Source organism: Neoaquamicrobium sediminum (genome assembly GCF_013240295.1).
Taxonomy (GTDB): Bacteria; Pseudomonadota; Alphaproteobacteria; order Rhizobiales; family Rhizobiaceae; genus Aerobium; species Aerobium sediminum.
In genome coordinates this window covers 112,559-138,987 of the sequence record NZ_JABETK010000006.1, presented here as the reverse complement: position 1 = coordinate 138,987, position 26,429 = coordinate 112,559, and the positions used below count along the sequence as shown (strand labels likewise).

General features: G+C 63.7%; 19 protein-coding genes and 3 pseudogenes. 10 read left to right on the top strand and 12 right to left on the bottom strand.

The features are described from left to right. Positions 1-136 precede the first annotated feature (136 nt). The 4 genes and pseudogenes from HK436_RS29580 to HK436_RS29565 all read right to left on the bottom strand — a co-directional run bounded on the left by HK436_RS29580 (position 137) and on the right by HK436_RS29565 (position 3,730). On the bottom strand, positions 137-1,336 hold the full coding sequence (locus HK436_RS29580) for a DUF1173 domain-containing protein (protein ID WP_173195137.1): 1,200 nt from the start codon (positions 1,334-1,336) through the stop codon (positions 137-139). After that, positions 1,336-3,257: pseudogene (traG, locus tag HK436_RS29575) on the bottom strand (Ti-type conjugative transfer system protein TraG). The gene HK436_RS29580 and the pseudogene traG overlap by 1 nt, the downstream one beginning before the upstream one ends. Further along, entirely contained in the window at positions 3,181-3,474 is a 294-nt protein-coding gene (locus HK436_RS29570) for a conjugal transfer protein TraD (RefSeq protein WP_312860805.1), read from the bottom strand. Before HK436_RS29570 ends, traG begins: the two are co-directional and overlap by 77 nt. 31 nt (positions 3,475-3,505) lie before the next feature. Beyond that, positions 3,506-3,730 carry a TraC family protein gene (locus HK436_RS29565; protein ID WP_173195136.1) on the bottom strand — a complete coding sequence of 75 codons (225 nt, stop codon included), beginning with the start codon at positions 3,728-3,730 and terminating at the stop codon, positions 3,506-3,508. Between the two features lie 370 nt (positions 3,731-4,100). Between HK436_RS29565 and traA the strand changes: the two genes are divergently transcribed. From traA to HK436_RS29535, 6 genes and pseudogenes are all read left to right on the top strand, one after another. Further along, entirely contained in the window at positions 4,101-6,998 is a 2,898-nt protein-coding gene (gene traA, locus HK436_RS29560) for a Ti-type conjugative transfer relaxase TraA (RefSeq protein ID WP_173195135.1), read from the top strand. Beyond that, on the top strand, positions 6,911-8,380 hold the full coding sequence (locus HK436_RS29555; protein WP_173195134.1) for a BID domain-containing protein: 1,470 nt from the start codon (positions 6,911-6,913) through the stop codon (positions 8,378-8,380). The genes traA and HK436_RS29555 overlap by 88 nt, the downstream gene beginning before the upstream one ends. A 174-nt stretch (positions 8,381-8,554) precedes the next feature. Further along, the gene (locus HK436_RS29550) at positions 8,555-9,034 is read left to right on the top strand and encodes a thermonuclease family protein (protein ID WP_173195133.1); all 480 of its coding nucleotides are present in this window, start codon (positions 8,555-8,557) and stop codon (positions 9,032-9,034) included. A 169-nt stretch (positions 9,035-9,203) separates the two neighbouring features. Then, positions 9,204-9,737, top strand: coding sequence for a conjugative transfer signal peptidase TraF (gene traF / locus HK436_RS29545; RefSeq protein WP_173195132.1), 534 nt, complete (start codon positions 9,204-9,206; stop codon positions 9,735-9,737). Position 9,738: 1 nt separating this feature from the next. Continuing rightward, positions 9,739-10,892: pseudogene (locus HK436_RS29540) on the top strand (conjugal transfer protein TraB). A gap of 13 nt (positions 10,893-10,905) precedes the next feature. Beyond that, the gene (locus HK436_RS29535) at positions 10,906-11,526 is read left to right on the top strand and encodes a TraH family protein (RefSeq protein WP_173195131.1); all 621 of its coding nucleotides are present in this window, start codon (positions 10,906-10,908) and stop codon (positions 11,524-11,526) included. Positions 11,527-11,667: 141 nt separating this feature from the next. On the opposite strand, the gene HK436_RS29530 is transcribed toward HK436_RS29535, so the two are convergent. From HK436_RS29530 to HK436_RS29520, 3 genes are read right to left on the bottom strand one after another with little or no spacing between them, the layout of a single operon-like run. Then, positions 11,668-12,468 carry a TlpA disulfide reductase family protein gene (locus HK436_RS29530; protein WP_173195130.1) on the bottom strand — a complete coding sequence of 267 codons (801 nt, stop codon included), beginning with the start codon at positions 12,466-12,468 and terminating at the stop codon, positions 11,668-11,670. 57 nt (positions 12,469-12,525) lie between these two features. After that, positions 12,526-14,286: a protein-disulfide reductase DsbD gene (gene dsbD / locus HK436_RS29525; RefSeq protein WP_244649547.1), complete on the bottom strand. Its 1,761-nt coding sequence runs from the start codon at positions 14,284-14,286 to the stop codon at positions 12,526-12,528. A 33-nt stretch (positions 14,287-14,319) separates the two neighbouring features. Then, entirely contained in the window at positions 14,320-14,883 is a 564-nt protein-coding gene (locus tag HK436_RS29520) for a DsbA family protein (RefSeq protein ID WP_173195129.1), read from the bottom strand. Positions 14,884-15,469: 586 nt separating this feature from the next. Between HK436_RS29520 and HK436_RS29515 the strand changes: the two genes are divergently transcribed. The 4 genes from HK436_RS29515 (at position 15,470) to HK436_RS30845 (ending at position 20,320) form a co-directional block, all read left to right on the top strand. Then, positions 15,470-16,567, top strand: a complete 1,098-nt coding sequence (locus tag HK436_RS29515) for a TRAP transporter substrate-binding protein (RefSeq protein WP_173195128.1) — start codon at positions 15,470-15,472, stop codon at positions 16,565-16,567. Positions 16,568-16,679: 112 nt separating this feature from the next. Continuing rightward, positions 16,680-17,669 carry a TRAP transporter small permease subunit gene (locus tag HK436_RS29510; RefSeq protein WP_173195127.1) on the top strand — a complete coding sequence of 330 codons (990 nt, stop codon included), beginning with the start codon at positions 16,680-16,682 and terminating at the stop codon, positions 17,667-17,669. Positions 17,670-17,675: 6 nt separating this feature from the next. Next, a complete protein-coding gene (locus HK436_RS30850) occupies positions 17,676-19,283 on the top strand; it encodes a TRAP transporter large permease (protein ID WP_206680659.1) in 1,608 nt (535 codons plus the stop codon). After that, on the top strand, positions 19,232-20,320 hold the full coding sequence (locus tag HK436_RS30845; RefSeq protein ID WP_206680658.1) for a hypothetical protein: 1,089 nt from the start codon (positions 19,232-19,234) through the stop codon (positions 20,318-20,320). Before HK436_RS30850 ends, HK436_RS30845 begins: the two co-directional genes overlap by 52 nt. A gap of 240 nt (positions 20,321-20,560) precedes the next feature. Here the strand turns inward: HK436_RS30845 and HK436_RS29500 are convergent. From HK436_RS29500 to torT, 5 genes and pseudogenes are all read right to left on the bottom strand, one after another. Continuing rightward, a pseudogene (locus HK436_RS29500) lies at positions 20,561-21,672 on the bottom strand (8-amino-7-oxononanoate synthase). A gap of 388 nt (positions 21,673-22,060) precedes the next feature. After that, a complete protein-coding gene (locus tag HK436_RS29495; RefSeq protein WP_173195126.1) occupies positions 22,061-22,600 on the bottom strand; it encodes a biotin transporter BioY in 540 nt (179 codons plus the stop codon). 98 nt (positions 22,601-22,698) lie between these two features. Then, the gene (locus HK436_RS29490; RefSeq protein ID WP_173195125.1) at positions 22,699-23,736 is read right to left on the bottom strand and encodes an ABC transporter permease; all 1,038 of its coding nucleotides are present in this window, start codon (positions 23,734-23,736) and stop codon (positions 22,699-22,701) included. Beyond that, the gene (locus HK436_RS29485) at positions 23,736-25,247 is read right to left on the bottom strand and encodes a sugar ABC transporter ATP-binding protein (protein WP_173195124.1); all 1,512 of its coding nucleotides are present in this window, start codon (positions 25,245-25,247) and stop codon (positions 23,736-23,738) included. Before HK436_RS29485 ends, HK436_RS29490 begins: the two co-directional genes overlap by 1 nt. A 60-nt stretch (positions 25,248-25,307) precedes the next feature. Continuing rightward, a complete protein-coding gene (gene torT, locus HK436_RS29480; protein ID WP_173195123.1) occupies positions 25,308-26,378 on the bottom strand; it encodes a TMAO reductase system periplasmic protein TorT in 1,071 nt (356 codons plus the stop codon). Between the last annotated feature and the right edge of the window lie 51 nt (positions 26,379-26,429).

The window sequence follows — 26,429 nt, the reverse complement described above, 5'->3', positions numbered from 1 at the left end:
CAAGCCCCCTCTCAAACTCTCCCATGAGGGAAGGGCCAGCCCCTCCCTCAAACACCCTCCCATGGGAAGGGGCGACGGTCCCCTCGCCCCCTTCCCAAACCCATCCCCTCTCCCGGACGCGGCCTGCGGCCGCACGTCAGGAAGGGAGGTCGGGCATCGGCCCTTTGGCGATATCCCACACCCATGCCGGCATGCCGCTCTCGCCGATCAGATCTGCGAGCTTCTCGCGAAACGCGGCATCGGCATCGGCAGGGATGAGATAGAGCGCGGTCGACTCGCCGACGGCCCGCGTCACAACGAGGCTCGCCATCGGCTGGCCGGATGGAAGATTGAAACGCAGCGACTTGACGAAACCCGTACCGGTTTTCGTCAGCCGCTCCACCAGCATCGCCTCGTAGGCGGTGTCGACCGGAATCCAGTTCTCGTTAACCGCCATAAGCGCGATCGCCTCGACGGTGGCGACGCCGGCCGGGCCGATGCCGAAGGTAGCGACGGCCACCAGATGCGATTCCGAATGGGCGTCCCACAGCGCCAGCGCGTTGGCGAAGGTCTTCTTCACTCGGCGCTCGACATCCTTTGCCAGCATGAACGGGAAACGCGGCGCGTGTTTCACAATGAGCCGCGCGCCGAGGTGCGCCGGCGCGATCTCCTTGACCTCGCCGATCAGGATCGCCAGCGAACGGCGATTGCCGTTAGACTGAATCGCTCGGCTCAGGAACTCAGCCCGCCGGCGTGAGATAGCGTCCTCGCGTTTCGCGTCGAACATCTCCGGAATGTAGAGCGAATGCGCCAGCGGCTTGCCTTTCGCCATCGACGCATCCGCGGCGTCGAGAAGGAACTTGCGCAGCACGGCCCAGTTGCGGCGTCCGGCCATCGCCGGCCGCCAGCGATTGAAACCGGCGCGGTCCCACAGGAAATGCAGCGTCGCCTTCGGCGACAGCCGCGCGCCCTCGGCTTTCGCCTCGCTCGCCTCGGTGCTTTCGCCTGCAGCGGGCGCTGCGCGCCCGGCGACTTTCGACAGGCTGAAGCCGAGCCTCAGCGCCGTCGTGCCGTCCTCGATATTCTCGACGATCGCCTGGCCTTCGACGGCCGCTATTCCGGACAAGCCCGACGGCGGTTCGTAGGAATCGCAGTCGACGTCGTGCTGCGGGCCGGTTCCCGGCATCCGCTTCAAAATGTGCCGGTCCCCGAACCGGGCGATGTACATCGGCACGCCGTCAGGGCAGCACAGGCATCGCGGGTGCTCGCGCCGGGCGAACGCCTCTGCGAGCCGTTCACCCAGATCGCGCGCATCCCCCGCGACCTCCGATCCACCGATTCGAAAACGCCGTTCCATCACCCCGACCCCTTGCCGGTGTGGAAGCGGTTCACGCCGACCGAGGACAACATGTCCTCGCGCCGGAAATAGATGGCGCGCCCGCACCGGAGCGGCGGATTGCCGGCGGTGAAGATCACCTGCTCGTCGGTGCGCATCTGGAGAACCTCATGGGGCAGGATCAGCCGCCGCGAGGTCAGCGATTTCGAGCGGGTGCGCGAGGAGCCGCCCATGCGCGAGGTGCGGCTCACCTGATCGACCTCGACAGTGGTTTCGCCGCAGCGGCGCGAGATGAACTCGGCCGTCTCGGCGTCGTTGACGGCCGCGAACGACACCCACGATGCGCTCTCGAACCATTTGCTCGCCGCATCGCGGCCGCCATAGGCGTCGCGGAGCTGGCCGACCGACTGGAACAGCATCATGAGCGTGATGCCGTATTTCCGGCCCGCGTCGCGCGCGACCTCGACAATGCGCATGAAGCCGAGCCGGGCGGCCTCGTCGAGGACGAACAGCGCGCGTCCCGCGATATCGCCGTCGCGATTGTAGATCGCATTCATCAGAGCGCCGATGATGACGCGGGCGAGCGCGGGATGGGTCTCCAGCGTCTTGAGGTCCAGCGAGAGGAACACGTCGGTTCTGCCCTTGGCGATATCGTCGGAGACGAAACTCTCCCCCGACACCAGCGCGGCATAGTTCTCGTAGCTCAGCCAGTGCGTCTCCTTTGCCGCGGACGCATAGACGCCCGAGAAGGTCTCGGGCGTCATGTTGATGAAGGGGGCAACGTTCTCGCGCACGAACCGGCTGCCCGAATTGTCCCATATCGCCTGAAGCCTGCTTCTGAGCTTGGGCTCGGGCTCGGCCAGATTGGCGCGGACCTGACGCAGGGTCTGGTTCTCGGGCGGCGTGTTTCCGGACAGGCACACATCGGCGATCAGCGCGGTGACGAGCTGGAGCGAGGTGCCGCGAAAGAAGTCGTCCCTCATGCCGACCATGCGGGCGCTATCGGTCATCACCCATGTCGCGACTGCGGCAATGTCCTCCTCCCTGGTCGACCCGAACTTGCCGATCCAGTCGAGCACGTTGAACCCGATATGCGAGGTGGCAGGGTCGAGCACGACAACTCTGCGGTTGGCGCGTTTGCGATGGTCCATGACCATCGGCGCGATCTCGTTGGAGGGGTCAAGCACCACCAGCGCGCCGCCCCATTTGAGCGCGGCCGGGACCGCGGCGCTGACGGTCTTGAACCCGCCACTGCCGGCGAACACCAGACCGTGGCTGGAGCCAAACCCGCAGTCGAAACACAGGAGCGGTGCCTTGCCGCCCATTCCCCATGTGTCCTTGTCACCGGGATCGAACGGCACGCCTGCAACACTGTCGCGGTCGACGCGATAGCGCTCACCGACAGGGATGCCGCCGGCCGCCGGAAAGAGCTTTGCCGCCTGCTGCATCGTCATCCAGTCGGCATTGCCATGGATGGCGCGCGAGCCCCGGATCCGGCGCGGGCCGCTTGCCGCGAAGGCGGCGTTGCCGCGCATCGCGACGCGCAGGCCGAACAGCCCCGAGCCGAACAGCGCTGCCACCCCGACGCCGATCGCCATGTCCGCGTAGGAGAGCAGCGTGCCCTCCGTCACCCGATCGGCGAATCCCGACAGGCGCATCACCTCGCCGAGGGCGGCGAGGCTGCCGATCGCGAGGCTCGCGATCGCCACGCCCGCCCCTGCGTAGCGGATCGCCAATCCCCTGCGGCGGCGAACAGGACGATGAGCCCGATTGCGGCAGCCGCGACAAGGGGAAGGGCGATGCCGCTCCGCCCCAGCATCATCCGCGCGTCGTCCGTCGTGCCGAACGCGGAGAGCCAGTGCTCACTACCGCGCAGCAGGATCGCCGTCGCGCCCATCGCGAGGATCGGAACGATCATCAATGTCAGCTTCTTGGGGTTCACCGCGAAACGCCTCCTTGCCGATGGCCCGCAGGCGCTCGCGCTCGCCGGGTTCGGTGAGATGCCTTGCGCCCTCGATCATCATTCCGAAAATGACGGCATGGTCCTCGCCGCCGAGCCCGGCCTTCACCACCAGACCGCCGAGCTGGAACTTGAGCCGATTGTCGCCGCGGCGCTCGACATGGATCATGGTGCGCCTCCTGAAGGCGAGGCTGGCCATCTTCCGATCCAGACGCCGAACGACCACGTCATCATGTCCTCGGCCCGCGGCCGCGAAATCGCCCGGCCACCTCGCGGAACGCCTCGGTGAGCTCATCGTCGGCGATGTCGAGTTCGGCAAGCCCCGCATCGGTCGCGAGCTTGGCGATACGCTCGGCCCGTTTGCGCAGGACGTCCTTCTTCCTCTCCAGCAGCTTGGCCATCTGCGCGTCGATGTCGCTGATCACGGCCGCGTGCCGTGCCCGTTTCTCCGCCATGTCGGTCTCCGTCGTTTTCTCGCCGCGCGCGGCCGTCTGGTAGGGTCAGGCAACCCCACCCGCGCCCGCGCGACAACCCGGCAGAAGTGACGGGTCAGGTTCTCCCGAAATCGCCAAAACCCGAGCCTGTGGAATCGCCCTATCCTTGCGATCCGCCGTTTTCGGCCAGGACCGCCAGCGTTGCGGGTGCGGGAGGTGGTGCGTTAAGCGGTGCTCCGTTCGCTTCGCTCACTCCGCGTGTTGAAGGGCGCACTTATAAGATTGCTTTCGCAATCTTGCCGGGCGCGCAGATGCGCGCCTTTCCCCGGCATAAACGCCGGGGCGATTTCTCCAGCCCGACAGGCGAAGATTCCACTCGTGGATCACCACGATGGAAAACGGCGCTGTGCGCCGTTTTCCGGTTCCGGCGATCCTCGCAACTGCATGGTGCAGGCGAGCGGACGGGAATGGCGATCTATCATCTACGAGCGCAGGTGATTTCGAAGGGCGGCGGGCGCAGCGCCGTGGCGCGGCCGCCTATCGCCACCGCGCCGAGATGAAGCTCGACACCGAGGAGAATGTCCGCACGCTCCGCTACACAGGGATCACCGAGGACCTGGTGTTCGCCGAACTGGCGCTGCCGCCCGACGCGCCGAAATGGATCGAGCGCCTGGTCGAGGGCAAGCCGGTGGCCCGCGCCAGCGAGGCGCTCTGGAACGCCGTCGAGCAGGCCGAAACGCGGGTCAATGCGCAGCTGGCGCGCGAGATCGTGCTGGCGCTGCCGATCGAGCTGACGCGCGAACAGAATGTCGAGCTGGTGCGCGATTACGTGGCCGAGGCCTTCACCACGCGCGGCATGATCGCGGACTGGGTCTATCACGAAAAGGAAGGCAACCCGCATATCCATGTCATGCTGACCATGAACCCGCTGACCGCGGACGGGTTCGGCAAGAGGCTGGTGCCGCGAAAGGACGCTGACGGCAACATCGTGCGGGTCAACGGGCAGATCCAGTACGAGAACTGGGCCGGCGACAAGGGGCTCCTCAAGCTCTGGCGCAAGCAGTGGGCGGACAATGCCAACCGCCATCTCGCCCGGGCCGGTCTCGACGTCCGTATCGACGAGCGCTCGCACAAGGAGCTCGGCATCGAGATCACGCCGACGACACATTTGGGGCCGGGCGGACACGCGATCGCACTGCGCCAGGGCGCCTCCGAGCTCAAGGCCCAGGCCGACGAGGCGCGCCGCGACGCCGCACGCAAACTGCTCGATCAGCCGGACGGGGCGCTCGCCCTCATCACCAATGAGCGGTCGGTCTTCACCGAGGCCGATATGACAAAGCTGGTCGCGCGCTATGTCGACGACGAAGCCGAGTCGGAGAAACTGCTCGATGCCGCCTTTAACTCGGACGCGCTGATCCAGCTCGTGCCGGATTCGATCGATCCCGACACCGGCGTGGTGCTCACCGAAGCGCGATACACGACACAGGAGATGCTCGACATCGAGCGCGCCATGATGGACACGGCGCGCCGCCTTCGGCTGGTCGAGGGGTTCGGCGTTTCGGAAAAATCGGTTGATCGCGCATTGGCCGACGTTGCCGAGGCGCGCGGCTTCGCGCTTTCGGAGGAGCAGGCCGAGGCCGTCCGCTATCTCGGCCGTGACCGGGCGGTAGCCGTCGTCGTCGGCTTCGCCGGTGCGGGCAAATCGACCATGCTCGAAGCGGCGCGGCGCGCCTGGGAGGCCGAGGGCCGCCGGGTCATCGGCGGCGCGCTCGCGGGCAAGGCGGCGGCCGAGCTGCAGAAATCGAGCGGCATCACGGGGCGGACGCTGGCGTCGTGGGAGTTCGCCTGGAACAACGATCGCGAAGTTCTCGAAAAGGGCGACGTGATCGTCGTCGATGAAGCGGGCATGGTATCCTCCAAGCAGCTGGCGCGCATCATCGCCCGGGTTGAGGATGCCGGCGCCAAGATCGTTCTGGTCGGCGACGCCGAGCAGTTGCAGCCGATCGAGGCGGGCGCCGCCTTCCGCGCGATCTCGGAACGTGTCGGCTTGATGGAGCTCGAGGGCATCCGGAGGCAGACCGAGGACTGGGCGCAGGAGGCTTCCAGGGACTTTGCGCGCGGCAGGGTCGGCAAGGCGCTCGATGCCTACAACGATCGTGGTCATGTCACCTGGTCCGATACGCGCGAGGCCGCCCACGAGGCGCTGGTCGCAGACTGGCTGGCCGATGGCGGCGTCGAGGCGGGATCCTCGCTCGCGCTCGCTCATTCGAATGCCGACGTCTTCATGATCAACGGCCTGATCCGCGAGGCCCGGAAAGAGCGTGGCGAGCTCAACGACGGGATCGAATACCAGACGTCTCGTGGCGTGCGCGAGTTCGCCGGCGGCGACCGATTGCTGCTCCTCAAAAACGACCGGGACGTCAAGAACGGCATGCTCGGCACGGTCGAGTCCGTCAGCCCGGATGTCCTGACCGTCAAGCTCGATTTCGGCCGCACCATCGAGGTCAAACCCGACGAATACGATACTTTCGATCACGGCTATGCAGCCACGGTTCACAAATCCCAGGGGGCGACCGTCGATCGCGCCTATGTGCTCGCCACCTGGGGCATGGACCGCCATCTCGCCTATGTCGCGATGAGCCGGCACCGCGATGCCGTGACGCTCTATGCGAACCGCAAGGACTTTTCCGACCACAGCGCTCTGACCGAGCGCCTGGGGACAAGCGGGGCCAAGGGCACGACGCTGGACTACGAGGAGCGCGCTGAATATCTCGAGCGCCGTGGCCACGAAAGCGAGCGCACGCTGGACCCGGTGAAGGCCGGATTGTTCGAGCGGCAGATCGAATGGGTCGACCAGCAGCGGCACAGGCTGGCGCGGCTCTGGTCGCGGATCGAGAGCGCGATCACCGGAATCCGCCAGGTGCCCATCGTGGTGCAGACCGGCACGGCGGCCCCGGCCCCGACTGCGAAACCGACGCGGCGGCTGCAGGCCGGAACGGGAGGGCAGGCCGGAACGCCTGCGGCGGGCGGGGCAGGGGGCGCGCGGCGCGGCCGTCGGCGAAACTGCCGCCCTGGCACGGTCCGCTGTTCGCAGTCACGACGAATTTCGAGGGGACCGTCGCCGAGGTGGCGCAGGCCAATGCCCTGGCCGCGCCGGAATACGTCGAGGCCTCGGCCCGCTTACAGCGTGCGGCGGGGGTGTTGTGGTCGGACCCGAAAGCGGCTTGCGCCCGGATCGAAACCGAATGGCGGCTCGGCTTCGACCCCGAGCGGCTCCGCGCTGAAATAGCGGAAACGCCCGAACGCTTCGGCACCGTGCGCGGTAGCATCGCAGGCGGCCAGCTGGATGGAGAACGGCGCGCCGCGCTCGAGGACGTCGCCTTCGTCGCCGAGGCGGCGGGACGCGCCGCGACCGAATGGCGGGATGCGCTCGACCTGGCCCGCGCCGACGAGATCGCCCGGCGCCAGTCGGCATCGGTAGCGGTTCCCAGGCCGTCGATACGGGCAGAGGGGTTCCTGCTCTCGATGGAGGAGCAGCGCAAGGATGCGGCGCATCCGCACCGCTATAGTAATTCCCTGTTCCGGCTCCAGCGCCTGCCGCGTTTGTCGGCCGAGGTGATGACGCTCGCGGATGCGCTCAACAGGCGGTTCGGGGAAGGGGCTTTCCTCGAAGATGCGGACAGCGCGACCCGCCGGGCCGCACGCGCTGCCGTCACCGGCGAGGCCGAGCAGAAACGGTTGTCGGCGCTGCGTCCGGTGTTCCAGTCGGCCCAGCAGCTTTGCCGGGAGGCGGAGAACCTCGGCATCCGGTACAATATCCAGGACCAGCTCGAGGCGGCGGCCGCCGTCACGGCGTCGCCGGTCTTCGACAGCGGCGCGATCGCGATCCGCGGCATAGCGACCTGGCCACGATCCCTTGTTCAAACGGTGGAGGAAAAGGTGACGTTCACCCCGACATTGCAGGCACAGTGGCAGGAGGTCACCGAGCGGGTCGACCGGATGTATCAGGAGCCAGACGCCGCAACGGCGCGCATGAACCTCGAAGCGGTCGCTGCCGCGCCGGACCAGCACAAGGCTGTGCTCGACCAGCTTGTCCGTCAGCCCGAGATTTTCGGGGAGCTGCGCGGCAAGACCGGCCTCTTCGCCTCCGCAGGCGACCGGGAGACCCGGCGCCTGGCAAGCGAGGGCGGGGCGGGTTTACGGGACGAGATCGAGCGGTATCACCAGCTCCATACCTCTGCCACGGCGCGCTTCACCCACGAGGAGAAGGAAGCCCGCGAGCGCGCCCGTCTCGACATTCCGGCGCTCTCGCCCAACGCGATCGTCGTGCTCGAGAAGGTGAGGGACGCCATCGACCGCAACGACCTGCCGGCCGCGATGGGGTTCGCGCTGGCCGACCGGATGGTCAAGGCGGAGATCGACCGTTTCAATGCCGCGATCGAGAATAAGTTCGGCGACCGCGCCTTCCTCGGGCTCGACGCCAAGGCCGCTTCCGGTCCGGTGTTCGAAGCCATCGCCGCGCAGGTCGCTGCGGCCGATCGCGTCGCGCTCGCCAGCCAGTGGTCGGACATGCGTGCTGCCCAGCAGCTTGCCGCCCAGGAGCGCACGCACACGGCGCTGCAGCAGAGCGAGGCGGCGCGGCGGAGCCAGTCGAAGGGGTTGAAGGCGTGACGGTGTCTTCAAGGCCGCACAAGCGTCAGTGCCCTCATCCAAAGTGGTTCGCGCCTCATTCGCCGCCCCGTCACTTTTGACGGGTCGCGCACCAGGTCGGCTCGGGCGAAAATCTGACCTGTAGATCATCGCGCGTGGTCCCTTTCCACGCCTTGCATTGCGGCAGCGGGGAAGATGCACGACCAACATTTGGAGGCCGTTCTGAGGGTCGCTCACGCCGGCGTGCTGGGCTGCCTTGGCCTCATCGGAACGGGCTCGCTCAGCAGCTCGCTAGCGGACGCCGCAGATAACCATTTCGTTGTCGACGTCGTCCTCTGCACGACGAGCTGCGCTCCGGTAGCTCTGCGCATCTGGGATGGTGACACGTTCCGTATAGGGTTCGGATCCGGGTCGGAGCGGGTGCGGCTTGCTGACATCGATGCGCCGGAGATCGAAGGGAAATGCGCCTATGAACGCGAGCTCGCGCGGCGGTCGCAGCTTCGCCTCGCCGAACTCCTGAGCGGCCGCCCGATTGTGATCGTCCGGCAGGGTCAAGACCGGCACGGGCGCACGCTGGCGATCCTGTCGATCGCAAGTGGCAATGTCGGTGGGATCTTGGTGCGGGAAGGATTGGCGAGGAACTGGCATGGTCGCCGCGAGCCGTGGTGCGGCTGATCCGGCGAGATCGCCGCCTGGGATCGTCCTTCCCGACTGGGCGGGCATGGCGGCGGCCAATGCTCGCCATACTCCCATCGACCGTTGCTGCATGCTTGCCGGCGAGCAGGCCGATCAAGCGTGCCGCTCCGCAGCTCCCTCGCAGCGAACGAACACTCGAGGCAGTCAAATGACCAGTCGGCGCCGGGCGCTTGCCATTCTTCTCGCCGGCGCGGCCGCCTCGATCGGGCTCTTCGTTGCCGGTCAGACGGGTGGCCTGCGGATCAATCTCACGCCGAGCTATGCGCTCGGGCTGTGGCGCATCGTGCCCATTGAGCGCGCGGCTGCGGTTGGCGATCTAATCTTCATATGCCCGCCGGTGACACATGCATTAGTCCTGGGGACCGAGCGCGGCTACATGCGCCGCGGTATCTGTCCGGGCTGGATGAGCCCGCTCCTGAAGTCGGTGGTCGCCGGCCAGGGACAGCGCATCCAGATCGGAGATCTGGTGACCATCGATGGACAGCCGCTCGCCAGATCCGAAGTTCGCACAGCCGATGCACAAGGCAGGGCGCTTGCTCCTTGGTCCGGAGGAATCGTACCGGCCGGACACCTCTTTCTCCATTCTGAATTCGCGGGTTCCTATGACTCGAGATATTTCGGGCCGATCCCGGCCGACGGTGTCCTCGGACTCGCCCGCCCCGTTCTCACGGTCGATCCGTGACATGCAAAAATCGGCCGGGCTTGCAGTTGCGGCAGTCGCGGTTGGCACGGTCGCCTGGAGTGGCGATCCCCTCGCCCTGCCGCTCGCCTTCGCGTTCCCGGCGCTTTGGGCGCTCGCTCCTTCGCGCCTCACCGCCGGCATCGTGTCGGCAGGGTACTTTCTTGCCGCCTCCCGCGGCCTGCCGCAAGGCGTCGTCAATTTCTACGGCAGCGGGTTCGGTGCCGGCATCGGCCTCTGGTTCGCCGCCGCATTCGCCTTTGTCTTCGTCCATGCCTCGCTCTGGACCTCGCGACCGGGGTGGAGGAGAGCCGGGCGCTACGGCTTGGCGGCCGTGCTGATGAGCGTGCCGCCGCTCGGCATCGTCGGCTGGGCCCATCCGATCACGGGAGCCGGCATCCTCTTTCCCGGTTGGGGATGGTGGGGTCTGGCTGCGGGAGCGATCGGCCTCCTCGCAATGACGACGCGGGTCTGGCCGATCGCATCGCTCGTCTTGGGAGGAGCGGTTGCCTGGTCCGCCGTAACGTGGACGGCTCCGATCTTGCCTCAGGGCTGATCGGTGTCGATACGAAATTCGGCGGTGAGCGCGGCGGGAATGCGGGGTTTTTCCAGCATCGCGAGACCAATTCAGTCGTGAAGGCCGCTGCCGCCGAAGGCTACGAGGTAGTGGTCCTTCCCGAGGGCGCTGCCGGTATATGGACGCCTACGGTCGAGCACCTATGGGCCAGTGAACTTGCCGGGCTCGAGATCATCGTCAATGCCGGTGCGATCATAGTGGATGAGCAAGGGTACGACAATGTCATGATCGAGCTCGGGAGTGAGGGAGGGAGCATCCTCTATCGTGAGCGGATGCCGGTTCCGGTGTCGATGTGGCAACCTTGGCTGGCGTTGACGGGCGATGTTGGCGGGGCGCGGGCTCATTTTTTTGCCAATCCGATCGTAGAATTGGCCGGCCGGCGGGTGGCGCCGCTGATCTGCTACGAGCAACTCCTGATCTGGCCAGTGCTGCAATCGGCGCTGCATTCCCCCAACACAATCGTCGCGACAGGGAACGGCTGGTGGACGGAAGGCACAAGCATCGTCGCTATCCAGAAGGCGGCCGTTGTTGCTTGGGGTTCTCTATTCGGCCTGCCGCTCGTCCTCTCTTTCAATACATAAAAGGTACGTTGCCATGTTCGACGCCGCCCTGATCCAACAATGTGCCGATCCAAGCCTTCCGCCAGCGATCGTCGAAAGGTTCATCACCGAGGTTGGCGTTCCCGATCCGCTCGCAGTCGATGTCCGGGTCGGCAATCGCGTCGTCCTGATCCCGCCAGTGAGGACAAGGGACGAGGCAATGGCGGTCGTTCGTCAATATGTGGGTCGCGCGATTGTCCGCGTCGGCGTCACGCAATATCCCGCCGGTGTCGGAATTGCCGATGCATCAGAACTATTTGATGACCTCGTCGATGCCTGCGCCAACATTTCGATGGGTACTGCCCTGTTCGGAAAGGTCTACCGGATTGTCACACGCTGGTACGGCGCGGAGCCTGACGAGGCATTCGAGGACGCCGTGCTCGCCTGGCGCAGCGGATTTTTCGAAGGCCGTGCGGTATTTCACGAGAGCGACCCGGGAGCGTCCAGGTCGCGCCCGATGCAGCCTCCTGGATATGTCGACCAAGATGATGCCACACTTGGCACCCACGGCGACATCGCCAGGCGTCAACCGATGGCTCACCACGATGATGAAGATCCCGACAAAGCAGGAATCCGGATCGACCTTTCGCGTATCGGAAGTGGAGAGCTCGAATAGACATCGCATGTGGTGCCAAGCTAGAAGAAAACTCGACTGATCCGGCAAGACGGCATCCAATGCGTTATTCGGACTCGATGATAGGCGATAGGTCTCGCACGGGATCAGTGCGCGAATACTCAATCGGTTGCGGCTGCGGCTTCATTGTATCCGAGCAATTCCAGCCAACAGTCCCTCGCGTGAAATCTCTCCCATGTGAACCGACTGAAGCATGCCGTCGCTGCCAACAAAGAAGGTCGCGGGCAGGCCCGGCACTTCGTAGTGGCGACCGAACTCGCCCAGCCCGTCGAGCACGACATGCTCTAGATCGAGATTTTCCGTCGTCAGGAAACGCTGGATGATCTCCTGGCCTTCCCCCTGGTTGACGAAGACAAGCCGGGCGTCGTCTGTGTTTGCAGCCACATCCGCCATCATCGGCATCTCGCGCCGGCACGGCGGGCACCACGTCGCCCAGAGATTGATGACCATGGGCTGACCTTCGAGATCGTGCGGATCGAACTGTTCCCCGGCAAGCGTGCGGTATGTGTCTCCGGTCGGCAGCGGGGTCGCCGGCGTGCCGGCCGTGAGCTGGAGCACGAAGAAGGCGACATAAGCTGCCGCCGCGCTTGGCAGGGCAGTCCATAGGCTAAGCTTCAGTTCACGACGGAAGCGGACCAGCGTGTAGGCGATCGCCAGCGCGACGCCAGCCTCGATCATGAACCCGCCCTGCCAGATGTAGAATGCGCGCAGCGGCTCGGCGAGAAAGCTGCCCGCATGCTGGAGGACGTGCCCGATCCGCGCACCGGCGATGAAGGATATGGCCGCGCCCCACGCCCATGACGAGAAGCGCTGATCGACCTTGCGAGCAAGGACTTCGCTCAGGAGGAGAAAGGAGGCGATGGCCAGGATCGCGGCGAAGCGGTCGGGGGCGAAGACGAAGGGACCGATGACGACTGCATTCATGTCACTGCCTCGCTTGCGAGATCGACGCCAGCAGCGTGTCGACGCCGACGTCGCCGATCAGACGGGTTCCGACCGGCTCGGCCGCATTCGCGTCGAAAAGATCATCGTCGGTGGACCGACGACGGCGAGGTCGCGCATCAGGCCATGATTGGCCTGGTTGAAGTCCGTCAGGTCGACCTTGATACGCTGGAAGCCGTCGAGTCCGGCGACGACATCGGCGCTCGGAAACAGGTCCCGCTCGATCGTCTTGCAGATCATGCACCACTCGGCCGTGAAGTAGACGAAGGTCGGGCGTCCATCCGCCGATGCCATCGCCTGCTCGAGCTCCGGCGTCGAGTTCGCCGCGACGAACGTCATCTCGGTCGCGGCGGCTTGCTGACTTGAACCACCCAGGCCGAAATGGGCAAGCGGGCGGAAGGGGTCGGTCCCGCCGGATGCAGCACCGATCGCGAGGATCACACCGGCGAGTGAGGCTGCGAGCCCCGTCGCCTTTCTGAAGCGCAACCCAGCTCCGGCTTCGGCCGTCAGCCGATCGACGGCACCGAGGAAGACGGCAGCGGTCAGAAGGAACCCCGCCCAGAGCGCCAGCGTCGCCTGCGGCGGCAGGATGCGGGAGACCATCCAGATCGACGCGCCGAGGAAGACGAATCCGAAGGCGTATTTGACCTGCACCATCCACGCCCCGGCCCGAGGCAGCGCGCGGCTGCCCATCGTCCCGAAGGCGATCAGCGGAATGCCCTGGCCGAGCCCGAGCGCGAAGAGGGCGGCGGCACCGAGATACGCGTCCCCGGTCTGCGCGATGTAAAGGAGGGCCGCGGCGAGCGGAGCGGTCACGCACGGGCCGACGATCAGTGCGGAGAGAAAGCCCATGCCGGCGGCTCCGCCCACCGAGCCGCGCGAGCCGGCCTGGACGCCCGCCATGCGGCTGACCCAGGCGGTCGGCAATTGTAGCTCGAACATGCCGAACATCGAGGTCGCGAGCACGACGAAGACCACGGCGACCGCGCCGATGGCCCAGGGCGATTGCAGCACCATCTGGAGGTTCTGGCCCGACCATGCGGCGACGATGCCGAGCAGGCCGAAGGCTGCTGCCATCGCCAGCACATAGGCGAGCGACAGGACAAAGCCGCGCCGTGCCGTCAGCGCCTCGCCTTCGCGCGCCAGTGTCGCGCTCAGGATCGGATACATCGGCAGGACGCAGGGCGTGAAGGCGAGCAGGAGCCCGAAGGCAAGGAAACTCACGACCACCCAGATCGCGCCGCCGCTGGCGAGAAGCGAGCCGACCATGCCGCCGCCCAGCGTTTCTGCAGCGAGGCTGAAGCCGCCGTTCCCCGTACCGCCGGTAGGCGCTGCCGACGGGGCCGCGACGCCGAAGCCGACGATGGGCTCGGAAACCTGCAAGCTGGCCGTGTCCACCGTCAGGGTCAGCGGCGGATAGCAGATCGAGTCCTTCTTGCAGCCCTGATAGGTGACGGCGACCTGCGCCGGCGCATCGGCTCCCAGACGCGCGAGCGCTTCGAGGTAGTAGACCTCGGAAGGTCCGAAATTGGCATCCTCCGTCTCCATGATGCCCGGTTCGGTCTGGAGCGGTACGGCTACGCCACTTGCGGCGTCTTTTGCCTCCAGATGGTCCCGATAGAGGTAATAGCCTTCCTCGATCTCCCATCGGAGCTCGATCTCTTGGTCCGCGCTTCGCTCGATGGAGAAGCGGAAAGCTTCCTCGGCTTGCAGGAGATCGTCCTGCTGGCCTGCGGCAGGCATTGCCAGGAACGCGAGTAGCAGAGTGGCAAGGAGGCGAAAGGCGGTCAGTCGGGACATGAGGTCACTCGGATCGGTTTGATCGGGCGCGCGTCACGACGCTTCACGTGCGTCGGCTACGACCTGGCGGAAACCGTCCTCGTCGAGAGCGGAGGCGACCAGGAAGGGACCGATCAGGAAGACGGGCGTGCCTTGCAGGCCGAGCCCCTCCGCCTGCGAGTTGTTGCGCTGAAGGAGGGTGGTGATCTCCGCGTCGCGACGGTTGGCTTCGGTCTCAAGTGCCGTCATGTCGAAGCCGACGCCTTCCAGCGCTTGGCGCATGCGCTCTTCGGGCACACGCGAGCCTTCGATGCCCATCAGCGCGTCCTCGTACCGGTCCTGAAACTTCGCCGCGAGCGCGAGCTTGGCACCGTAAACGGACGACTGTGCGAGGATCGGCCAGTCCTTGTAGACGTGACGTACATTCCCGTCCGAGGCCAGCACGGCATTCAGCGGCGCGACGGTGCGTTTGCAGAACGGGCAGTTGTAGTCGAAGAACGAGACGATGGTCACGTCGCCGTTCGGATTGCCGCCGACCGGCGTCTCCGGATCGTTGAGGATCATCTCGGCAGACAATGGCGGGAGGAAGAAACGCGGATTTGCGCACGCGCCGCTCATGCATGTCCAAAGCTCCAGATGATGCTGTTGGCGTGAGCGGACGCCTCCGAGCTTAAGGCAACCTTAAAGCCCTCCGCCTATGCCGCAGTTAGCGTCCGCCGGGAGGGGACGAAGCGCGACGAGATCGATCAGGGCGGAAAGACCGTCATGGCCGCGACCCTCTCGGATCTCCGTGTCGTGCTCCTCAAGGCTCAGGATCTCGGAGCCGGCGAACGCATCGAGGAGGAGGGGGCACTGATCTTCGCTGCCTCACGCGCATAAATTCTCCCCAGTATGCCTTTTTCATAGGCAAAGCGCACCTCTAACCTGAGTCGATAAATCGCCTGCCACGGCGCCGTTTAGATGACTTTGGCAGCCTTTGCGGCCTTTGTTTATATTCCAATAGCATCCGTCTTCGGAGAGCGCCGAATTCGGAGGTACCTTCAGATTTGCGCTTTGATCGCGTGAAACGCTACATATGCACTTGACGGCTTCAGTTGAGTCATGGTTCAAATGTGACGCGGCGTCAGCGAGTGTAGCGACGGGAACACGCCTCTCGCAGCGACGCCGGAGTGTCGCTATCGATTCTCACATGGAGGAGGACCGCATGGACCGCAGGTCATTCATCAAAACTGCCGGAATTGGCAGTGCTGGCGCAGCAGCCGCATCTACGCTCGGCGCTCCCGCGATCGCACAGGCTCGAACACCCATGGTGATCGTTTCATCGTGGCCACGTGACCTGCCCGGACTCGGAACGGGGGCTCAACGCCTGGCCGTGCGTATCGAGGAGTTGACGGACGGAGCGATTGCTACCGAGTACTACGCAGCAGGCGAGCGCGTCGGTGCGTTTGATGTCTTCGACGCCGTCTCTTCGGGCAACGCTCAGGCATATCACTCAACCGATTATTACTGGAAGGGTGTACACCCAGCATGGTCCTACATCACCACCGTGCCGTTCGGTCTCAACTATGTGGAACAGAACGCATTCATCCATTGGATGGGTGGCCAGGAACTTTGGGACGAGCTGGGAGAGCAATACGATATCAAAGGGTTTCTTGCCGGCAACAACGGCGTACAAATGGGTGGGTGGTTCAACAAGGAGGTCAACGGCCCTGATGACTTCCGGGGTTTACGCATGCGAATTCCGGGCATCGGCGGTGACATGATGGCCAATATGGGCGTCTCGATCGTGACGCTCTCGGGCGGCCAGATTTTCGAGAATCTCATCTCGGGCGCAATTGACGCGACCGAGTTCATTGGCCCGTGGAACGACTTCTTCCTCAACCTGCACCAAGCCGCACGCTATTATTATTGGCCTGGTGTGCATGAGCCTGGCGCGGCTATGTCCCTTGGCGTCAACAAGTCGTGGCTCACTGCCCTTCCCGCATGGCAACAGGCCGCGATCGAGGCGGCATGTCACGAAGAGAACGACAGGATGACGGCTGAATTCAACGCCAATAATGGCTTGTATCTCAGCCGGCTCGTAAACGATCACGGCGTACAGCTTCGCCGCTTCAACCCCGAAATCTACGATGCATTCGGTGCTGCGGCCGAACAGACATTCGACGAAATCCGGCAGCATTCGGATCTTGCAAACCGCATGCACGAGGCTTTCCTGCATGCGCGCCGAGAGGTTGGAGGTTGGATGAACATCGCCGACGTCGCGTATCTGCAAGAGCGTAACCGGGTGCTCGGACTGGAGTAGTCGAGCGCATGCGTCGACCGCGGGCGTCGCTCTCCTGGCGTGTACGCCCGCGGTTCAATAAGGGCACTGGCTACATGGAATTTTCCGCGAGCAATGGTTTGGGGATGGTTGCATGACGCGCACCGATGCACACGCACATGACGTTTTCGGAACGCTGTTGCGGTTGTTTGCATGGGGCACGGTGACAATCACCTTCGCATTCCTGCTCGAGGCATGGCTGGTGTATTGGCAGGGGCAATCTCCCGCCTCCAGAATGTTGCGGGGAACCGGCGGCTACTGGGCAGCGGCCGGATACGCAGTTGCTGTCGCGGTTGCCGTCATTCTGGCGTTGCGACCTGTCAGTCTGCTCGGCGACGCCGCACGTATTGACGGGCTTGTCGCCTACATTGCGCGGGCGGCATTCTTCTCCGTGTTGTTCATCGGCATGGCCGACGCAACCGTGTCGTTCCTGCGTGTCGAGGGGCTCCTGTCTGCTTTGGTCGGCAGCGAGACCGCAGGGCTCCTGGGCCAGACGCGCTGGCGCGCGGCATACGTCCATACGCCGTTCTTCCTGGCCGGTCTGGTTGCAGGCTTCTTTACGCGCACGCTCGGATTCATCTGGCTCGCCTTGCTAGTCGTGGTTGTCCAGCTGGTGCTGGTCATTGGCCGTTACGTCTTCTCCTACGAACAGGCGTTGATCGCCGATCTGGTGCGCATGTGGTACGCGGCGCTGTTCCTTTTCGCCTCCGCCTACTTGCTCGTGGAGGACGGGCATGTGCGCGTCGACATCTTTTATTCGACCATGACACGAAGGGCGAAAGCGCTTGTGAACGGCCTCGGCGCCGTCCTCATTGGCATGACGATGTGCTGGACAATTCTGATAGTCGCAACGGCATCAAATGCTAGCCCCATCGTGGGGCCGTTTCTGCGTTTCGAGCAGGGTCAGCAGAGTTACGGAATGATGACCAAATACCTGCTGGCCATCTATCTTGGCGTCTTCGCTGTCACCATGATGTTTCAGTTCGCGTCGGTCGTGCTGAAGTCGCTTGCCGAATGGCGTTCGCTCGGCGAGTCCGTCCCCGAGGACCAGCAGAAACGCGAACTCAAACCCATGGAAGGGTAACCCCCGATGGAGCTTCTCTTCCTTATCATTTTGCTGCTTCTAATGATGTTCACGCTCGGCGTCGGATTCCCGGTCGCTTTCGCGCTTCCCGGTTCGGCAATCATCACCATTGGCCTAGCCGCATTGTCGGGCTGGCTGTTCGCGAGCGATGCGAGTGCCTACTTCATGCACGGATCCGCGATCGAATGGCTGAACGCGGGCGTCACGAACTTCCGTGGAACCTATTGGGAGGCAGATCGGGACACGCTGATTGCGATCCCCCTGTTCGTCTTTATGGGCATCATGCTCCAGCGGTCCGAGATCGCGGAGTCGCTGCTGGTGACGATGGCAAAACTGTTTGGCGGACTGCCTGGCGGGCTGGGAATATCCGTTATCTTCGTCGGTGCCCTGCTCGCTGGAACTACCGGGATCGTCGGCGCAACCGTGGTCGCCATGGGGCTCATCTCACTGCCCGCGATGATACGCAACAATTACAGCCATCCGCTTGCTACCGGCTCAATTCTCGCATCTGGCACGCTTGGCCAGATCATCCCGCCGTCGATCGTGCTCATCATTCTGGCGGATCAGTTGTCCTCAGCCGTTGACCAGGCCGCGCAGCTTCGCCAGCAAGAGTATCAAGCCGCCACCGGCGAGATGTCTATGCCGTCGGAGTTCTCGGTGGTGCCGACCTCGGCCGGCGACCTGTTCATGGGCGCGCTCCTGCCTGGTTTCGTCCTGATCGGCCTCTATATGGCGTTCATCCTGGTCTACGGCCTGCTGCGCCCGAAGAACGCGCCGGCCGTGCCTGTCGAAGGCAAGATGGACCGGACCTTCTGGATCGATGTCTTTTTTGCCGTCATTCCCCCGCTGCTGTTGATCGTTCTGGTTCTAGGTTCCATCATCACCGGCGTGGCCACGGTCACACAGGCTGGCGCGATCGGTGCTGCTGGCGCGACCGTGATGGCGGGTTACAAGCTTCACTCGGGCCCGCGCCGGTACTGGCCGGCGATCATCGCCGTGGCCAGTCTGCTGATCCTCTACATTCTCGGCCGGGCGTTCAATCTCAACATACGTCTCGTCGACATGACCGGGGCACATGTGGGCGTGACGCTGGCGGTGATTGTCGTGATCATGCTGTCTGCTCTCGGTTGGAGCGCGCTCAGGACCTTCAGGATCAACGACACGCTGCGCCAAGTGATGATCGAGACCACAAAAATGACGACACTCGTCTTCATCATCCTGCTGGGCGCGGCCATGTTGATTGCGGCCTTCCGCGCCTTTGGCGGGGAAGTTATAGTGAAGGACTTCCTCACGGGCCTGCCCGGTGGTTTCTGGGTACAGTTCTCGATCGTGATGCTGGTCATATATCTGCTTGGCTTCTTCCTCGACTACATCGAGATCGCCATCGTCGTCGTGCCGATCGTGGCGCCGATCCTGCTCATGAACCCCGAGGCCAATGTGACGGCCGTCTGGCTCGGCGTCATGATCGGCCTCAATATGCAGACCTCTTTCCTGACGCCTCCGTTCGGCTTCGCGCTCCTCTATTTGCGGGGGTGGCCTCCGCCGCCGTCAAGACGATCAGCATGTACAAGGGCATCATACCCTTCGTTACCTTGCAAGTCGTTGCGCTGGTGATCGTCGGCCTCAATCCGCAACTTGTGAACTACCTGCCGTCTCGTGTTTCGCTGCTTTCCGAAACCGCACCGCCGCCGCGCAATCCGCGTCTCCAATATTGTGTCGAGCATATGCTCTCCGATCAAGTGCCTCGCCAGGAAGAGAGCGTGAGGCAGCGCCTGGCGGAGATACGCGGCGCGATCGATGATCTACCGGCCGATCGTGCCGACCAACTGGAGCAGGCGATGGCCGGATACGAGGAAAGCTTCGACCAAATGGACAATCTCAGCGCCGTGACCGCCCGCATCGAGGCAGCGACTCCCGACTATCGGCCGCTCCACCAGCAGGTTTCGGCGATCCGTCGCGAGATCGCGCGTATCGACATCCGGGTTGATAATCTTCAGCGGCGGCTGCGGGCGCATCGCGGCGACGCAGCCGATGCCGTAGCCGCCCGCCAGCGGATCGACGCAGAGATCGAGGAACTCGCAGCCAGCAAAGCCCAGGCGCAAGCGGCCATACCAGCGAGTTGGGATGAAGCACATGATGGGTTTCTAGTCCTTGTACGCGAGGAGCAGCAGATCAGGGGAGCATTCCGCCAAGCCTCCGAGCGGTCATATACGACGATCCGTGATATCACGCAGGCGATCCGCACCGGCAGCGAATTGGAGGCGATCACGGCCGAGATCGAGAATCTGGCCGTTCGGATCGAGTCGTCCGCCGTCGATGAGCTGGGCGAGACGTTCCAGGACCTGGATCGGCGCCTGGGCAACATAGCCGGAAGCAACGCGGCGCGCGAAGCAGTTGGGAGATTGCGTCGCGACCTTGCGACATCACCAGATGGCGGGCGCCAGGCGGTGGAATCGGCCGTCGAGACGCTACGTGGCGAGGTTCAGTGGCGGTTGGATGCGACGCCGGATCTGCTGCCGCCTCTCGCGGCACTTGAGGCCGAAACGCGCTCGACGCTTGGCCTGCGGGTGCAGGATCGGTTTGACCGCCCACAGGCGCTCGGAGTGGCGAGCTGTCTGGCCCATCATCGCGACATCTCCCTGCGGTTCTGACGGAACCGAGTCCGCAAGACGAGATGGAGATCGATTGATGAATGCGTGCCAGCGCGGTCAGACTGCGCCGAGGTGGTCGGTACATGCCGATACCGGCCGGGAGCGAACCAGAACCAGGGCGGCTGTGGAACGGGTGTAAGCTTGATTGACAGTTTCCGCCGAGACGACACGTAGAGGTGACCGCTCCGGGCAAGGCGATCTCGTCAACGCCGAAGAGAGGAGATCCAACAATGTTCGAACTTACACGGCGTTGCTCTCGAGTTCCTCGATCAATGCTTCGACCATATTGGAGACATCGGTTTTCTTGACGTTGAGGGTAAGGGAGATCCGCAAGCGCGACGTGCCCACGGGCACAGTCGGGGGACGGATACCGCGCAGATCAAAGCCGCGCGCCTGAAGGGCGGCAGCAATTGCCATTGCCCGACTATTGTCGCCGATGATAACGGGAACGATGTGCGATCCGCTCGGCTCAATTCCGCACCGGTCCAGAATTGTTTTGTTGGCGAAGGAGACGAGTTCCGCAAGATGGGCACGGCGCTCGGGCTCGTCACGAAGGATGGCGAGTGCCTCTGTAACCGCCACCGCAATCAGCGGCGAAGGGGCGGTCGCATACATGAATGGCAGGCAATGGTTCACGAGGAACTCGCGTAGCACACTTGGTGCGGTCACGAGAGCACCGAAGCAACCGAGGGCCTTTCCGCAACTGTGGAGCACCAGGACATTCTCGCGGCCCTCCAGGTGATGGGCAAGTCCGCGCCCGTCGGGACCGAAAACACCGGTCGCGTGCGCCTCGTCGATAAAAAGAAAGGCATCACGGCGATCAGCGAGAGCGGCGATCTCAGCCAGTGGCGCGTGATCGCCATCCATGCTGTAGAGGCTCTCCACCGCGATCCAGGCGTGGCCTTTCCCGCCAGCCGTTCGCCATGCGGCGATGGCTCCATCGATCGCTTGCACGTCGTTGTGGGGGACTTCTGTGACCTTCGCACGGCACGCTCGCGCGGCCTCGCGCGTAATGACATGCACGGACCGGTCAATGACGATCAGGTCGCCTTTCTGGAGCAGCGTGGTGAGAACAGCGAAGTTGGCGAGATAGCCACTGCTGAAGAACAAGGCGCTCTCGGCACGGAAAAACCGTGCCGCAACGGTCTCCAACTGTTCATGCTCCGGCGTATTGCCTCGCAGGAGGCGTGAACCCGTGGCCCCGACCTGCGTGCCGGCGGCAAGCGCGTCGGTCAAAGTGCAGGTCAGTCGCTGGGACGTAGCAAGACCTAGATAGTCGTTGGATGAAAAATCGATCCCATTGCGGGGGTCAGCAATCGCAGATGACTCCTCCGAGCAAGCCCCCGAAGCATCGCATCATACCGATCGAGACGCTGCGAAGCCGTCACTGGATCGTCGGCTCCCTCGATGATAGGTCAAACCGCCTGAAGACAGCGAGATCACCGCAAATGCCAGGAAGCTTCGCAATCAGCAGCTCGCTACGGGCAATTATGGCGTTGGCACCCGTAAAGTAGCAACCAGGCCGAAATTCACCTTCACGCCCGTCCGTCGCATCAGCCACATTACAGGTCATCAAAACCTCCGTTCGTGAGTGGTACGAAACGCTTCGTCCTTTGTTTCCTGCCCTCGACGCGGCTGGGCCGCGAAACGTTCGTGACCGGCGAACGCAGCCCACGGGAGCGATCGCCGATCACAATCAGGGTAGCAAAGCCGATCGTTCACTCGACTATCGCGTTTGTCCTATTTCTGATCCGACGAGATCTTGTTGACGATCTTCCACGCCAGCGGCAGCGCGATCGTCGCCAGAACGATCTTAAGGGCGTCGCCCGGAATGAACGGAATCAATCCAAACTGAAGCACCGGCATTTCCCAGCCGATGACCGACCCTAGCCAGATCAGACCGAAGGCGTAGATGATGGTAGTGCCGGCCAGCATCGCGATCGCACTGGTCGAGACATGGCGATCCCATCCCAGTTCTGCAAGCCAACCGCACAGGGCCGCGGCCGGGAGCATCCCCAGTAAATACCCGCCCGTGGGGCCGGCCAGGTAGGTGAGGCCGATGCCCTTCTCGGGCGAGCCAGCGAAAACCGGCAGTCCCACTACGCCCTGGGCGAGGTAGAGGGCTACAGTCACCGCTGCCAGACGCCAACCAAAGCTCATGCCTATCACCAGCACCACGAAGGTCTGCATCGTGAAAGGAACCGGGTAGAAAGGAACCTGTACCTTCGCCGAGATCCATAGCGCCAGCGAGCCCCCTGTCGCGAGGAGAAACTTGCGCATCAAGGGCGCCCGTTCGCCGGCAAGTGTGGAAGCCAAAGTCGGGAGTGGTGCGAAGCTTGACATAAGGGGGTTCCTTTAATTCGTGATCAACGGGTGAGTCAGGCGCGGCCAACCAGCATCCGGTAGCGGAACTGGTCGAGGATGACCGCAAGGATCAGAAGGCTCCCGAGCAGGACCATCTGAAGGTACGAGCCGATCTGGGCGATGTTCATGCCGTTCTGGACGAGCACGATGAAGAAAGCGCCCAAAACCACGCTCTCGACGCGGCCTATTCCGCCTCGCAGCGACACGCCGGCGATCACGCAGGCGGCGATCGATTCAAGAGCGACGGAGCCGCCGAGATTGGTCTCGCCCGACTCCACCCGAGCTGTCAGCAGAAGGCCCGCCAGCGACGCGAGCAGCGCGCACATGACATAGGCCAGAAACAGGACGCGTTTTGTCGGTACGCCCGATAGATGCGCGGCTTTGGTGTTGCCGCCGACGGCGTAGACGTGCGCGCCGAACTTCGTGCGATTCATGACGATCCAGATCACGACGATGGCGACGATCGCGATGATGACCGGAACGGGCATGCCGTACACACGGGCAAATCCGAACGTATTGCCGAACTCTTGCGGCAGGCGTGAGACCGGCACCCCGCCCGTGAGAAAGAGAGCCGTGCCCGCTCCGACAGATTGCACGCCCAGCGTCATAATGAAGGGAGAAACGCCGAATTGGGCAATCCCGATGCCGTTGAGGCAGCCGACTGCAAGCGCCGCTCCGAAGCCTGCAAGGCAACCAAGTGTGATCACGAGCCATACATGCTCCGGCATGGCGGCGGCAAGCGCGACCATTGCGAGCGCGCTCACGACGGAGGTCAGCGCAATCGCGGTGCCGACAGCAAGATCGAAACCGCCGGTGATCAGCACGATCATCTGGCCCAACGAGACGAGAATGAGGTACACCGATTGCCGCGCGACGTTGGTCAAGTTCTGCAGCGACAGGAACTGACCCGAGATCAGCGAGAAGACGACAAGCGCGACGACCAGGAAGAAAGGAAGCACGCCCACTTTCAGAAAGACGGCCTTGGCCACCCCGGTAACCGAGAGGCGGCGCGACGATGAATCTGTGCTGCTCAAGACATCAGGCGAGCTCATCACGCGGAATTCCTTTGTCCATTGAAGAAGTGTCCTAGGACGGTCTCCTCTGAGATGTCCGTGCCCTCGAGCTCGGCGGAAATCCTACCGCCGCAAAAGACGACGAGCCGATGCGACAGATGCATGACTTCGGGCAGGTCGGACGAAACCACGACGACCGCCTTGCCAGCCTCGGTGAGATCGCGAATGAGAAGATAGAGCTGCGAACGCGTACCCATGTCGACGCCCACTGTCGGCTCGTCCAGGATGTAGACCAGCCGTTCCTCGCCGAATCCCTTTCCGAACAACACCTTCTGCTGGTTGCCGCCGGAGAGCGTGGCCACGGTCTTGGGCATGGCCTTAGGCGCCAGATCGACGCGCGTGCCGATCGCATCGGCTTCGGCACGGCTGCGGGTCGGCGAGTGCATACCCAGCAAGCCGGTGAGATCAGCTCGGTCAAGCAGGTTGAGTTGAATGTTCTCGCGAGCGGACGCAGTAAGCACCAGACCTTCGGACTTGCGGTCCGGTGGCAGATAGAAGATGCCGGACCTCAGCAGTCGGCGTGTGGCCAGGCCGGTCACGTCGCGGTCGCGCATTGTCACCTTGCCCGCGGTGAGCGGTTGCAGGCCGAGGATGCCGCGCCAGACACGCGACTTCCCCGACCCGACCAGGCCCGCCACCCCGAGCACCTCGCCTGCGCGGACGTCGATGTCGATCCCGTTGACGCCGGCTGTGCGGATGCCGCGCAGCGACAGCAGCGCCTCGCCGCCGTTCTGCCGGCGGATCTGGGGGTAGACCTTGTCGATTGTCCGGCCGGTCATCAGTTCCACCAGCGCGGCCTCCGAGATTTCGCGGGCGGCGACGGTGCCGATCAGCTTGCCGTCGCGCAGCACGGTGATCTGGTCCGCGATTGCGGCGAACTCCTGAATTCGGTGAGAGATGTATATGACGCCTACGCCGCCGTCGCGAGCGCGTCGGATGAAGGAAAACAGCTTCTCTGTTTCCTTCTCGGTCAGTGAGGCGGTCGGCTCGTCGAGTATCAGCACCCGCGCCTTGGCTTGCAACGCCTTAGCGATCTCCACCATCTGCTGCTGGGCGCGGGAAAGACGCGCAATCGGAGTGCGGACGTCTATTTCGAAGCCGAGTTCGTCGAAGAGCGCCTTCGTGCTCTCCTCCATTGCCCTGCGGTCGACAAAGAGACCGCGTCTGGGTTCCTTGCCGAGATGTACGTTTTCGAACACGGACAACGTGGGAACTAGCGAGAATTCCTGGAAGACAGTGCCGATGCCGGCGGCGCGTGCTTCCTGGACCGAGCTGAGTTCGATCTCTTCTCCATCGATGCGCAGCGTTCCCGCTGTGGGCCGATAAACCCCGGAGAGGATCGAGATCAGGGTCGATTTTCCAGCTCCGTTCTCGCCAAACAGAACATGGACCTCGCCGCGCTCAAGGCGAAAATCGACGTCCGACAGTGCCTTAGCGCCGGGGAACTCCTTGGAAACCCCCGTCATTTCTACCAGCGGTGCTTCGCCCATCGATGTCTCTCGTTTCGGGTGGCCCCGCCACGCTGGCGGGACCACCTTGGTGCCTGAAGCTCAGTTGACGGTGAAGACCGGCCGGTAGTTCTCGGGCGGCAGGATGTCGGTCAGAGATACATCGGCGATGTTGTCGGGATCGACCACGAATATCTTGGGTCCGACATGCTTGATGAAGTCTTCGCCCTCCAGGATGCGCACGGCCTGGTCGATGGCGATGCGTCCCTGGATAACCATGGAGTCGGCCGGCGAGGCGAGGATGAAGCCGCGCTGAATGCCTTCATAAACGCCGGGTGTCATATAGAAGGAGAGCAACTCTACCTGGCCTTGCAGGCCGCGCTCGCGGATCAGGCCCTGTGCCGCCTCTGCGGTGGGAGCGGTGCCGACGATGTATCGAACGCCCGGATTGGCCTGCAGGACGTCCTCGACTAGTTTGAGTTGTACTTCCTTACCGGTGTCGCCGAATTTCGGTTCCAGAACCTTTATGGCTGCGTCAGCGACCGCCTCATTGAACCCGGCATGGGCTGCCTCGACCCACCCCGCACCTGCAGGGCCGGGGAACCAGCCTACCTCGACCTCTTCGCTGCCGGCCGGGTGTCTCTTAGCCAGATATCGACCGGCCTCGTAGCCCATGGTGTGAAATGAAACCAGCGACTTTGCCGATATCTCCGGCGAGGAGATGCCGTTGATGACGTCGATGACGGGAATGTCCTCGCGCCGGAGCTCGGCGACGAGATTGTTGAGGCCGTCGAACGAGATCGCGCCGATGACAACCGCCTGGGCCCCGCCGGCTACGCAGTTCTCGATCTGCGAGATTTGGCGGGCAAGTTCGGTGTAGCCGTCGGCTTCGACGAGGTTCATCCTGACGCCGAGCCGTTTGGCTTCCTCAGCCACGCCGTAGCCAACACCGAGCCAGTAGGCATCCTTCATGTGCGGGAAGGACACGCAGATGTTCCAAGGCTGGGAAGCCTTCTCCAGCGGCACGTAAGAGACGTCGACCGACTCACCGTCGGCGGCGAAGGGCGGCTCTACCGCCGCTGCATCGTAAGGAAACCAGTCCTCAGCGAACGCATGGGACAGTGCTGCCATCGAGACGGCCGTGGCAAGCATCAATGCTGACAGTTTTCTCATCGCAGTTCCCCTTCTTCGTTATTGCCGCCGGGCATCTTGACGGCAGTTCGC

Excerpts from the sequence above, each read along its gene's own strand:
- HK436_RS29580 (WP_173195137.1), bottom strand. The coding sequence starts at position 1,336 with ATGGAACGGCGTTTTCGAATCGGTGGATCGGAGGTCGCGGGGGATGCG.
- HK436_RS29570 (WP_312860805.1), bottom strand. The coding sequence starts at position 3,474 with ATGGCCAGCCTCGCCTTCAGGAGGCGCACCATGATCCATGTCGAGCGC.
- HK436_RS29565 (WP_173195136.1), bottom strand. The coding sequence starts at position 3,730 with ATGGCGGAGAAACGGGCACGGCACGCGGCCGTGATCAGCGACATCGAC.
- traA (WP_173195135.1), top strand. The coding sequence starts at position 4,101 with ATGGAAAACGGCGCTGTGCGCCGTTTTCCGGTTCCGGCGATCCTCGCA.
- HK436_RS29550 (WP_173195133.1), top strand. The coding sequence starts at position 8,555 with ATGCACGACCAACATTTGGAGGCCGTTCTGAGGGTCGCTCACGCCGGC.
- traF (WP_173195132.1), top strand. The coding sequence starts at position 9,204 with ATGACCAGTCGGCGCCGGGCGCTTGCCATTCTTCTCGCCGGCGCGGCC.
- HK436_RS29535 (WP_173195131.1), top strand. The coding sequence starts at position 10,906 with ATGTTCGACGCCGCCCTGATCCAACAATGTGCCGATCCAAGCCTTCCG.
- HK436_RS29530 (WP_173195130.1), bottom strand. The coding sequence starts at position 12,468 with ATGAATGCAGTCGTCATCGGTCCCTTCGTCTTCGCCCCCGACCGCTTC.
- dsbD (WP_244649547.1), bottom strand. The coding sequence starts at position 14,286 with ATGTCCCGACTGACCGCCTTTCGCCTCCTTGCCACTCTGCTACTCGCG.
- HK436_RS29520 (WP_173195129.1), bottom strand. The coding sequence starts at position 14,883 with ATGAGCGGCGCGTGCGCAAATCCGCGTTTCTTCCTCCCGCCATTGTCT.
- HK436_RS29515 (WP_173195128.1), top strand. The coding sequence starts at position 15,470 with ATGGACCGCAGGTCATTCATCAAAACTGCCGGAATTGGCAGTGCTGGC.
- HK436_RS29510 (WP_173195127.1), top strand. The coding sequence starts at position 16,680 with ATGACGCGCACCGATGCACACGCACATGACGTTTTCGGAACGCTGTTG.
- HK436_RS30850 (WP_206680659.1), top strand. The coding sequence starts at position 17,676 with ATGGAGCTTCTCTTCCTTATCATTTTGCTGCTTCTAATGATGTTCACG.
- HK436_RS30845 (WP_206680658.1), top strand. The coding sequence starts at position 19,232 with ATGTACAAGGGCATCATACCCTTCGTTACCTTGCAAGTCGTTGCGCTG.
- HK436_RS29495 (WP_173195126.1), bottom strand. The coding sequence starts at position 22,600 with ATGCGCAAGTTTCTCCTCGCGACAGGGGGCTCGCTGGCGCTATGGATC.
- HK436_RS29490 (WP_173195125.1), bottom strand. The coding sequence starts at position 23,736 with ATGAGCTCGCCTGATGTCTTGAGCAGCACAGATTCATCGTCGCGCCGC.
- HK436_RS29485 (WP_173195124.1), bottom strand. The coding sequence starts at position 25,247 with ATGGGCGAAGCACCGCTGGTAGAAATGACGGGGGTTTCCAAGGAGTTC.
- torT (WP_173195123.1), bottom strand. The coding sequence starts at position 26,378 with ATGAGAAAACTGTCAGCATTGATGCTTGCCACGGCCGTCTCGATGGCA.